At 66.7% G+C, this 9877-nt stretch carries 12 protein-coding genes; all 12 read left to right on the top strand.

The window, feature by feature from the left end; translation table 11 throughout:
• Positions 1 to 491 (top strand): AAA-type ATPase lid domain-containing protein (locus E6O51_RS21195; RefSeq protein WP_136387023.1); only part of this gene is annotated, 491 nt, incomplete at its 5' end.
• A 45-nt stretch (positions 492 to 536) separates the two neighbouring features.
• Positions 537 to 899 carry a NifB/NifX family molybdenum-iron cluster-binding protein gene (locus E6O51_RS21190; RefSeq protein ID WP_136387022.1) on the top strand — a complete coding sequence of 121 codons (363 nt, stop codon included), beginning with the start codon at positions 537 to 539 and terminating at the stop codon, positions 897 to 899.
• A gap of 476 nt (positions 900 to 1375) precedes the next feature.
• The gene (locus E6O51_RS21185) at positions 1376 to 1930 is read left to right on the top strand and encodes a NifB/NifX family molybdenum-iron cluster-binding protein (protein ID WP_136387021.1); all 555 of its coding nucleotides are present in this window, start codon (positions 1376 to 1378) and stop codon (positions 1928 to 1930) included.
• An 8-nt stretch (positions 1931 to 1938) separates the two neighbouring features.
• The gene (locus E6O51_RS21180) at positions 1939 to 2799 is read left to right on the top strand and encodes a sugar phosphate isomerase/epimerase family protein (protein WP_136387020.1); all 861 of its coding nucleotides are present in this window, start codon (positions 1939 to 1941) and stop codon (positions 2797 to 2799) included.
• A 100-nt stretch (positions 2800 to 2899) separates the two neighbouring features.
• Positions 2900 to 3172 (top strand): NifU family protein, encoded by a 273-nt coding sequence (locus E6O51_RS21175; protein ID WP_136387019.1) that lies wholly within the window; start codon positions 2900 to 2902, stop codon positions 3170 to 3172.
• 177 nt (positions 3173 to 3349) lie between these two features.
• Entirely contained in the window at positions 3350 to 4234 is an 885-nt protein-coding gene (nifH, locus tag E6O51_RS21170; protein WP_136387018.1) for a nitrogenase iron protein, read from the top strand.
• An 84-nt stretch (positions 4235 to 4318) separates the two neighbouring features.
• Entirely contained in the window at positions 4319 to 4687 is a 369-nt protein-coding gene (locus E6O51_RS21165; RefSeq protein ID WP_136387017.1) for a hypothetical protein, read from the top strand.
• A 407-nt stretch (positions 4688 to 5094) separates the two neighbouring features.
• Positions 5095 to 6522 carry a nitrogenase vanadium-iron protein, alpha chain gene (gene vnfD, locus E6O51_RS21160; protein WP_136387016.1) on the top strand — a complete coding sequence of 476 codons (1428 nt, stop codon included), beginning with the start codon at positions 5095 to 5097 and terminating at the stop codon, positions 6520 to 6522.
• On the top strand, positions 6519 to 6860 hold the full coding sequence (gene vnfG / locus E6O51_RS21155) for a V-containing nitrogenase subunit delta (RefSeq protein ID WP_136387015.1): 342 nt from the start codon (positions 6519 to 6521) through the stop codon (positions 6858 to 6860). The genes vnfD and vnfG overlap by 4 nt, the downstream gene beginning before the upstream one ends.
• Positions 6861 to 6903: 43 nt before the next feature.
• Positions 6904 to 8325, top strand: coding sequence for a V-containing nitrogenase subunit beta (gene vnfK / locus E6O51_RS21150; RefSeq protein ID WP_136387014.1), 1422 nt, complete (start codon positions 6904 to 6906; stop codon positions 8323 to 8325).
• 73 nt (positions 8326 to 8398) lie between these two features.
• On the top strand, positions 8399 to 9292 hold the full coding sequence (locus tag E6O51_RS21145) for a hypothetical protein (protein ID WP_136387013.1): 894 nt from the start codon (positions 8399 to 8401) through the stop codon (positions 9290 to 9292).
• 35 nt (positions 9293 to 9327) lie between these two features.
• Positions 9328 to 9873, top strand: coding sequence for a NifB/NifX family molybdenum-iron cluster-binding protein (locus E6O51_RS21140; RefSeq protein ID WP_211091486.1), 546 nt, complete (start codon positions 9328 to 9330; stop codon positions 9871 to 9873).
• The last annotated feature ends 4 nt before the right edge of the window (positions 9874 to 9877 follow it).

Raw genomic sequence — 9877 nt, 5'->3', positions numbered from 1 at the left:
CGGAGGGGCGCTTCCGGGAGGACCTCTACTACCGGCTCAACGTGTTCCCGATCACCATCCCGCCGCTGCGGGAACGGGGCGGGGACATCGTGGCCCTGGCCGACCACTTCGTGGCGCGCTTCTCGGCGGACATGGGCATCGCGGTGCATCGCATCTCCACCCCGGCGCTCAACATGCTCACCTGCTACCACTGGCCGGGCAATGTGCGCGAGCTGGAGAACGTCGTCGAGCGGGCGGTGATCCTGGCCGAAGACGGCGTGATCGAGAAGCCCCACCTGCCACCCTCGCTGCAGACCCCTGTGGTGACGGAAATCTCCGCCGCCGGTACGCTGGAGGCCCGCCTGGCGGCGGCCGAGTACGAGCTGATCGTGGAGGCGCTGAAGGTGCACCAGGGCAACATGACCGCGGCAGCCACCCAGCTCGGGCTCACCCGCCGCATCCTGGGCCTGCGCATGGAACGCTACCGCCTGAGCTACAAGAGTTACCGCTGAGGCCGCCGGCCTCTATCTTTTTCCCAACCGACGAGGAGCAAGCCCATGAACATGGAAGCCGCCGATTCCGGCGCCCTGGTGGCCGTGGCGACCAAGCACGGCCGCCAGGTGGACCTGCATTTCGGCCATGCCGACGAGTTCAACCTCTACCGTGTCGACGGGCAGGGCGCGCATCTGGTCGAGGTGCGCAAGGTGGAGCACTACTGCCAGGAGGGTGAGGGCGACGACGACAGGCGCGAGCAGATCCTGCGCGCTCTGGCCGGCTGCGCGGCCCTGTTCGTCGCCCGCGTGGGCGACGGGCCGCGCGCGCGCCTCGAAAAGGCCGGCATCGAGCCGGTGGACCAGTACGCCCACGAGGAGATCGAACCCTCCCTGCTCGCCTGGTACCAGGGTAAGGCGACTTTCTGATTGCCTCGGCAATCAAATGCCGTTCGGGCTGAGCCTGTCGAAGCCCGATTGCAGCCAACGCCCTTCGACAGGCCTGTCCTGAGCGAAGCCGAAGGGCTCAGGGCGAACGGTGTTGCCTGTCCAATTGTTGGTTGCCATGCACCGGTACGCACGGTGTACATCGGCGAACGCCCGGCGAACCGAAGGTACGCCGCGGAACGCCGGGCACCGCCGGAAACACGGGCAGGGCACCGGCGGATGGGCGGAAAACCGCTGAAACAGGGGATTCCCGGGCCATCGGCAAATCCTGGCCCGGTGCTTGCAATAGAGGAAGCGTCGGCTCGCGCCGACGACCGAACAGGGAAACCGCCCGGCCGCCGCGCCGGGCCGTTTCCGACCGCTCCGGGCGGTGTCGGCCGGTGCTTCCCCATCCCGCCATGATGCGTAAGTACCTTCCGGCCGGCACCCGCCCGGACCCCCGACCGGAGTACACGATCATGTTGCGCGTCGCCTTCGCCTCCACGGATCAGCAGCAGGTCAATACCCACTTCGGTGCCGCCGAGCGCTTCGTCATCTACCGGGTCTGGCCGGGCGAGGCGGAACTCGCCGCCATCGGCGATTTCGCCGCCGCCGTCATGAAGGGCGAGAACCGGGACAGGCGCCTGCCCGCCGGCACGGTCTACACGCCGGGGCCGGAGATGGCGGCCAGGCCGGGCGAGCTGGACAAGCCGCCGGAAGACAAGGTCGTCGCCAAGCTCGAATTCCTCGGCGGCTGCGCCGCGGTGTATGCGGCCTCCATCGGCATCTCGTCCATCAAGCGCCTGATGTCCGTCGGCATCCAGCCCATCATCGTGGACAACGGCCACGACATCGAGGACCTGCTCAACGAAGTCAGCCTGGCCCTGGCCTGTCGCGGGCTGCTGTCCTGGGTGGACAAGGCCGCTGCCCGGGCCGAGGCGGCCGGGCAGGGCTCGCTCCCGCCGAGTGCGCGGGCGGACGGCGGGGCAGGGCAGCGCTTCCGCCTGATCACCTCCGAAGACGATCTCGTGTAGTCCCCGCCATGAAGCTGGCCCTGTCCAACGCCGCCCTGCCGCCCGGTGCGCGGGCGGCCTGGCTCCCCAGGCTGGCGGATCTGGGCATCGAAGGCATCGAACTGTCCTCCGCGGCAAGCTGGGGCGATGCCTGGCGCGCGCCGTCCGCCGCTTTGGTGGCGGAAACCGGGAACTGGCTGCGCACGGCGGAACTGGAAGCCGTGGGCCTGCACGTCCCCCTGGACCAGCACGCCGGCATGGGCTGGTTCGGCACGGCCGGGCAGCGGGAGGAAACCCTGGCCTGGCTGGTGCGCCTGTCGGCGGCATGCCGCGACCTGGGCGGGCGCACCCTGGTGCTGGGCGGCGGGCGCTGGCGCGGCCGACTGCCGGTGCGCCGCGCCTGGCGGCTGACGCTGGATTTCCTGCACGCGGTGCTGGCGCGCATCGAGGCCCACGGCACGCTGCTGTGCCTGGCCCCGCTGGCCCGCGACGAGGGCGATTTCTGCCTCACCGCCACGGAGTGCCGCATTCTCGCCGACGTGCTGGAGCACTCCTCCTTCGGCCTCAAGTTCAACGCCGCGGCCATGTGCGACAGCGGGGAGATGGGCAAACACGCCGTGTTCTCCGCCCATTATGGCCGCCTGGAACTGTTCACCGCCGACGAACCGCAGGGGCTGCCTTTCGCCACCTCGGGCCAGGTGGACCACGCCGCCTTCCGCCGCCACCTGGCCGCCAGCGGCTACCGGGACTGGGTGTGCATGGCCCAGCAGGCCGGCGACCGCAGCCTGGCCGCAGCCATCGCCCGCTTCGTGGCCTGCTACCGGCGCATCGACAACCTGAGCCTGGTGCAGCGCCAGGAGCGGCGGCGCATGGCCGCAGGCATCCGGTAGGAGCGGCCTTGCCCGCGATGCGGCCTACGAGGAAACCACCGCCGCATCGCGGGCAAGCCCGCTCCTACAGCAACCTTCTCAATCGCAGGAGAGCACGACCATGGACGACGAAGTGCGGCAATCCCTGGGCCCCATGCCCGACGAGGCGACCATCCGGGCGGCCAGCCTGCAGGTCATCGAGGAACTGCGCCCCGGCGTGCGGCGCGACGGCGGCGACCTGCTGTTCGTCGGCATCGACGGCGACAAGGTGCAGGTGCGCCTGACCGGCGCCTGTACTACCTGCGCCCTGGCGGGGCAGACCCTGGGCGGGGTGCGCCGCCGGCTGGTCCAGGTGCTGGGCTGGCCGGTGCGCGTGGTGCCGGCCTCGGCCTGAGCAGACATCGCGGAACATTCCGCGCGGGAAAGTACCTGCGGGAACGGTGAGCGCTCTGCCGATCACCAGAAGGTCATTAGAAATTCAAATAAATCAGTTGTTTAAGTTATTTTTCCGGAGTGGCACGGGGTTTGCTGAAAGGCATTGCCCAACCACTCGATTTGAGGAGAAGCAAGCATGGCCAAACTTCGTCAAGCCGCCATCTACGGCAAGGGCGGCATCGGTAAGTCCACCACCACCCAGAACCTCGTCGCCGCGCTGGCCGAAGCCGGCAAGAAGGTGATGATCGTCGGCTGCGACCCGAAGGCCGACTCCACCCGTCTGATCCTGCACAGCAAGGCGCAGAACTCGGTCATGGAACTGGCGGCCGAAGCCGGCTCCGTGGAAGACCTGGAACTCGAGGACGTCATGTCCGTGGGCTTCGGCGGCGTCAAGTGCGTCGAATCCGGCGGTCCGGAACCCGGCGTGGGCTGCGCCGGCCGCGGCGTGATCACCGCGATCAACTTCCTGGAAGAGGAAGGCGCCTACGACGAAGACCTGGACTTCGTGTTCTACGACGTGCTGGGTGACGTGGTCTGTGGCGGTTTCGCCATGCCCATCCGCGAGAACAAGGCGCAGGAAATCTACATCGTGTGCTCCGGCGAGATGATGGCCATGTACGCGGCCAACAACATCTCCAAGGGCATCGTGAAGTACGCCAACTCCGGCGGCGTGCGCCTGGCCGGCCTGATCTGCAACAGCCGCAACACCGACCGCGAAGACGAACTGATCATGGCCCTGGCTGCCAAGCTGGGCACCCAGATGATCCACTTCGTGCCGCGCGACAACGTGGTGCAGCACGCCGAAATCCGCCGCATGACCGTCATCGAGTACGACCCCAAGGCCAACCAGGCCGACGAGTACCGCACCCTGGCCCAGAAGGTGATCAACAACCAACTGTTCGTGATCCCGACGCCTTGCACCATGGATGAACTCGAAGAGCTGCTGATGGAGTTCGGCATCATGGAAGTGGAAGACGAGTCCATCGTCGGCAAGACCGCCGCCGAAGCCGCGGCGGCCTGATCGTCCCCGGCGAAACGGGGAAACAGTCCGAGCACCCGAAATGCCCGCCATCCGGCGGGCATTTTTTCTGGCCGAGGAAAAGCGATGAGTACATTGAGCCGTGAGCTCGCCCTCCGCGTCGGTCTCGCGGGGCGCAGCCTGGACATCACTTCCCGCGCGATGGTGGCGGTGCTGCAGGAGGCCGTGGGCCTGCCCTTCACCCGGGAGAAGTTCCGCCTGCTCGATGCCGGCGGCCTGCGCCGGGCCGCCGGCGCGCTGCTGCTGCGCCGGGCTGAGGCCGAACTGCACGAGGCCCTGGAGTACCTGCAGGGCCTGCGCATGGCGGACATCGTGTGCGGGGATGACGAGGATGATTTCCCCGTCGCCCCCTGCCAATGCGGTGGCCGGGCGGAGGCACGCGCCGTGGCGGGCCGGCCCGCCGCCCGCCTGCGCCTGGTGCATAGCCGGCGTTGAGCGGGGGCAAGCGGTTTTTTGCCCCTGCGGGGCGCCCCCTCTCCCCGGCCCTCTCCCGCGAGGGGAGAGGGAGCAAACCAGCGCCTGTACGGACGTTCCGGGGACGAAACTCCCCTCTCCCCTCGCGGGAGAGGGGCTGGGGGAGAGGGGGGCGCCGGACGAGAAAGAACTTTTCTCCCCGGAATGTACCTGCGGGAACCGTGCAAAGAATGCCCCTACCCGCAGACCACCCCGCAGAAACCCGGAAATGATTAAAAAATCATTTAATTTCAATGGGTTGATGCATCGCTTCAGGGCCTGGAAGAAACAGGCACGCTAACTGCAATACCGGCACTGCCGGACATAGAAACATCCGCAAGACCATCCCCCCGTATCCGCCGGGGACTGTTCATCAAGGAGAGCGAATCATGCCCATGGTCCTATTGGAGTGCGACAAGGACATCCCCGAGCGCCAGAAGCACATCTACCTGAAGGCGCCCAACGAGGACACCCGTGAATTTCTGCCCATCGCCAACGCGGCGACCATTCCCGGCACCCTGTCCGAACGCGGCTGCGCCTTCTGTGGCGCCAAGCTGGTGATCGGCGGCGTGCTCAAGGACACCATCCAGATGATCCACGGCCCGCTGGGCTGCGCCTACGACACCTGGCACACCAAACGCTACCCGACGGACAACGGCCACTTCAACATGAAGTACGTGTGGTCCACCGACATGAAGGAAAGCCACATCGTGTTCGGCGGCGAGAAGCGCCTGGAGCAGAGCATCAACGAGGCCTTCGACGAGATGCCGGACATCAAGCGCATGATCGTCTACACCACCTGCCCGACCGCGCTGATCGGCGACGACATCAAGGCGGTGACCAAGAAGGTGATGCGCGAGCGCCCCGACGTGGACATCTTCACCGTGGAATGCCCGGGCTTCGCCGGCGTCTCCCAGTCCAAGGGCCACCACGTGCTCAACATCGGCTGGATCAACGAGAAGGTCGACACGCTGGAAAAGGAGATCACCAGCGAATACACGATGAACTTCATCGGCGACTTCAACATCCAGGGCGACACCCAGCTCCTGCAAACCTACTGGGACCGCCTGGGCATCCAGGTCATCGCCCACTTCACCGGCAACGGCACCTACGACGACCTGCGCTGCATGCAGCAGGCCAAGCTCAACGTGGTGAACTGCGCCCGCTCCTCCGGCTACATCGCCAACGAGCTGAAGAAGCGCTACGGCATCCCGCGCCTGGACATCGACTCCTGGGGCTTCAACTACATGGCCGAGGGCATCCGCAAGATCTGCGCCTTCTTCGGCATCGAAGAGCGCGGCGAGGCGCTGATCGCCGAGGAATACGCCAAGTGGAAGCCCAAGCTCGACTGGTACAAGGAGCGCCTGAAGGGCACCAGGATGGCCATCTGGACCGGCGGCCCGCGCCTGTGGCACTGGACCAAGTCCGTCGAGGACGACCTGGGCGTGCAGGTGGTGGCCATGTCCTCCAAGTTCGGCCACGAGGAAGACTTCGAGAAGGTCATCGCGCGCGGCCAGGAAGGCACCTACTACATCGACGACGGCAACGAGCTGGAGTTCTTCGAGATCATCGAGCACGTCAAGCCCGACGTCATCTTCACCGGCCCCCGCGTGGGCGAACTGGTCAAGAAGCTGCACATCCCCTACGTCAATGGCCACGCCTACCACAACGGGCCGTACATGGGCTTCGAAGGCTTCGTCAATCTGGCCCGCGACATGTACAACGCGGTCTACAACCCGATCCGCCACCTGGCTGCGATCGACATTCGCGACGCGAACCCGAAGGCGATGCCCGACCGGGTGAGGGAGGCAGCATGATGGAAGACAGGATCGACGATCTGTTCGGCTACGTGGAAGAGCGTTGCCTGTGGCAGTTCTTCTCGCGCACCTGGGACCGCCAGGAGAACATCGACGGCGTGCTCGGCCAGGCCGAGAGGCTGCTCTCCGGCAAGGAGCCGGTCCGCGAGACGCCCATGGACAAGCTCTTCTATGCCGATGCGCTGGTCATGGTGAACGACTTCCGCGAGCGCTTCCCGTGGATTCGCGAGGTGGAGCCGGAAGAGGTCCGCGAGCTGCTCGACGGCCTCAAGGCCCGCCTGGTGGACGTGACCATCACGCGCTCCACCAACCGCGAACTGAACCATCACCTGTACTGATCGGGCCGGCGGCGCCCTGCGCCGCCGCCCAGCGGAGAAAATCATGAGCGAATGCAACGTGGCCGAGGTGAAACCGGCCGAAGTGAAGTTCGCCGCGCGGGAGCGCGGCGGCATCATCAACCCCATGTACGACTGCCAGCCGGCCGGCGCGCAATATGCCGGCATCGGCGTCAAGGACTGCATCCCGCTGGTGCACGGCGGCCAGGGCTGCACGATGTTCGTGCGCCTGCTGTTCGCCCAGCACTTCAAGGAGAACTTCGACGTCGCCTCCACCTCGCTGCACGAGGATTCGGCGGTGTTCGGCGGCGCCAAGCGGGTCCAGGAAGGCGTCATGGTGCTGGCGCGGCGCTACCCGAACCTGCGCCTCATCCCCATCATCACCACCTGCTCCACGGAAGTGATCGGCGACGACATCGAAGGCACCATCAACATCTGCAACAAGGCGCTGAAGGCCGAGTTCCCGGACCGGCAGATCTATCTGGCCCCGGTGCACACCCCCAGCTTCAAGGGCAGCCACGTCTCCGGCTACGCCGAGTGCATGAAGTCCATCGTCAAGACCGTGGCCACGAAGAAGGGCGAGCCCACCGGCAAGCTCAACGTGCTCCCCGGCTGGGTGAACCCGGGCGACGTGGTGCTGCTCAAACGCTACCTGAAGGAGATGGGCATCGACCACCACATCTTCATGGACACGGAGGACTTCGACTCGCCCATGCTGCCGGGCAAGACCATCGAGACCCACGGCCGCACCACGGTGGAGGACATCCAGGACAGCGCCAACGCCATCGGCACCCTGTCCCTGGCCCGCTACGAGAGCGACTCGGCCGCCAAGTACCTCAAGGACGAGTTCGAGGTGCCCATGCACGCGGTGGATACCCCCTACGGCATCCAGAACACCGACGCCATGCTGCGCAAGCTCGCGGAGATCACCGGCAAGCCCATCCCCGATTCGCTGGTGCATGAACGCGGCATCGCGCTGGACGCCATGGCGGACCTGGCCCACATGTTCTTCGCCAACAAGAAGGTCGCCATCTTCGGCCACCCGGACCTCGTCCTGGGGCTCGCCACCTTCTGCATGGAGCTGGAGATGGAGCCGTCCCTGCTGCTGATCGGCGACGACCAGGGCAGCAAGTACAAGAAGGACGCGCGCATCAAGGCCCTGAAGGAAACGGCTGATTTCGACATGGAGATCATCCACAACGCGGACCTGTGGGAACTGGAAAAGCGCATCAAGGACGGCGCCAAGTACGACCTCATCATGGGCCATTCCAAGGGCCGTTACGTCGCCATCGACGCCAACATCCCGATGGTGCGCGTGGGCTTCCCCACCTTCGACCGCGCCGGCCTGTACCGCAAGCCGACCATGGGCTACCAGGGCGCCATGGAACTGGCCGAGGCCTGCGCCAACGCCATGTTTGCCCACATGGAATACACCCGCAACAAGGAGTGGATCCTCAACACGTGGTAAGCCGCGGCCTCTGCCCGCAAGCCCCGCCCGCCGATCCGGCGGGCGGGTTTCCGAATCCTTGCCGGACACCCCGATGAGCAAGCAGACGACCCTGCTGGAACACATCGCCACGGCCTGCGCCACGCGCCTGCCGCTGCCCGGCTATCGCCAGGTGGAGCTGTACACCAAGCGCCGCAAGCTCTTCTTCGCCCAAGGGGAGGAGGGCCGGCCCGGCCTCGAACGCCTGCAGCTCGCGCTGGCCGCCTTCCACCAGCTCGAAGACCACTTCGCCGCCGCCGATCCGTCCCTGTTCGAAGGGCGCAGCACCTGGCGGCGCTACCTGGACCTGCCGCGCCGCAACGTCATCGACAAGGTGGCCGCCGAGCTCTACCGCATCCTGCGCATCGTGCGCATCGCCGCGCTGCACCGGGGCGGACGCTGCGAGGCGCGGGAGGGCCTGCTGCGCCTGTCCTGCGACTTCGAGCGCTGTGCGCTGGACCTCAACATCACCCCCGCCGGCATCGACCTGCTGGCCGGCGCGGTCGCCGTGTTCCTGGATTCCTTCCGCCAGCCCTACCCGGAGGCCTACACCGAGGCCCTGCTGGCCCAGTACTACGTGGACATCGTCGCCGAGGTGCGCAAGTTCGGCGACGAGGACCGGGTGCTGTTCCAGTTCCGCCCGCCCTTCGAGTTCTTCAACCGCCACTTCCGCTTCGACTGCGACAACCCCAAGGTCGCCGCGGACGCGGACCGCCTGCGCATCGAGGTCGGCCGCCTGTACCGGGACCCGGTGCGCTTCCCCATCGACTTCTACCTGCCCCTCGACGATGCGCTGTTCATCGTGCCGGTCGAGGCCCTGAAGGATTTCACCATCGACACCGCCGCCCTGGCGCGCTGGCGCGCCCGCCTGCCGGACGCGCGCCTGCCGGCGGCCTTCGAAATGCGTTTTTCCCGCGAAGAAATGGTCGTCGGCCTGCCGATGACCTGAGTCCCAACCCGACATGTGAGACCAAGGAGCCCGCCATGACCCGCCCCGGACACGTCAAGATCGCCATCACCAGCAACGGCCTGACCAGCGTGGACACCGGCCTGTCCAGCGCCCGGCAGATCATGTTCTACGACGTCGGCGCCGACTCCGCCGAGTTCATCGACTGTGCCCAGTTCAAGGGCCGCGCCGGCGGGAAGAAGGGCCCCGGCGGCGGCAAGGGCTGCTGGATGGAGGACATGGAAGCCGACGAAGCCGCGGGCGAGGACCCCCTCACCGCGCGCATCGAGTCCCTGCGCGGCTGCGGCATCCTGTTCACCAAGCAGCTCGCCGACCCCGCCGCGGTGCGGGTGTTCGCCATGAAGGTGTTCCCGGTGAAGATGGAGCAGAAGCGGGACGTGGACGAGGTCATCAGCAGCCTGCAGGCGATGATGAAGCGTCCGCCCCTGTGGCTGCGCAAGGCCATGGGCGTGCATGCCTTCAACGGGGAATACCAGGTGGAAGTGGAAGCCGGCGACGAGGAGGAAAGGGAGCCCACCCGCATTCCCGTGGCGGCCGTCACGGCCACCATGGCCGCCGACTGAGCCG

This window comes from Pseudothauera rhizosphaerae, assembly GCF_004801305.1.
Classification (GTDB): Bacteria; Pseudomonadota; Gammaproteobacteria; order Burkholderiales; family Rhodocyclaceae; genus Pseudothauera; species Pseudothauera rhizosphaerae.
This window is presented reverse-complemented; position numbering and strand designations above follow the sequence as displayed.

Excerpts from the sequence above, each read along its gene's own strand:
- E6O51_RS21190 (WP_136387022.1), top strand. The coding sequence starts at position 537 with ATGAACATGGAAGCCGCCGATTCCGGCGCCCTGGTGGCCGTGGCGACC.
- E6O51_RS21185 (WP_136387021.1), top strand. The coding sequence starts at position 1,376 with ATGTTGCGCGTCGCCTTCGCCTCCACGGATCAGCAGCAGGTCAATACC.
- E6O51_RS21180 (WP_136387020.1), top strand. The coding sequence starts at position 1,939 with ATGAAGCTGGCCCTGTCCAACGCCGCCCTGCCGCCCGGTGCGCGGGCG.
- E6O51_RS21175 (WP_136387019.1), top strand. The coding sequence starts at position 2,900 with ATGGACGACGAAGTGCGGCAATCCCTGGGCCCCATGCCCGACGAGGCG.
- nifH (WP_136387018.1), top strand. The coding sequence starts at position 3,350 with ATGGCCAAACTTCGTCAAGCCGCCATCTACGGCAAGGGCGGCATCGGT.
- E6O51_RS21165 (WP_136387017.1), top strand. The coding sequence starts at position 4,319 with ATGAGTACATTGAGCCGTGAGCTCGCCCTCCGCGTCGGTCTCGCGGGG.
- vnfD (WP_136387016.1), top strand. The coding sequence starts at position 5,095 with ATGCCCATGGTCCTATTGGAGTGCGACAAGGACATCCCCGAGCGCCAG.
- vnfG (WP_136387015.1), top strand. The coding sequence starts at position 6,519 with ATGATGGAAGACAGGATCGACGATCTGTTCGGCTACGTGGAAGAGCGT.
- vnfK (WP_136387014.1), top strand. The coding sequence starts at position 6,904 with ATGAGCGAATGCAACGTGGCCGAGGTGAAACCGGCCGAAGTGAAGTTC.
- E6O51_RS21145 (WP_136387013.1), top strand. The coding sequence starts at position 8,399 with ATGAGCAAGCAGACGACCCTGCTGGAACACATCGCCACGGCCTGCGCC.
- E6O51_RS21140 (WP_211091486.1), top strand. The coding sequence starts at position 9,328 with ATGACCCGCCCCGGACACGTCAAGATCGCCATCACCAGCAACGGCCTG.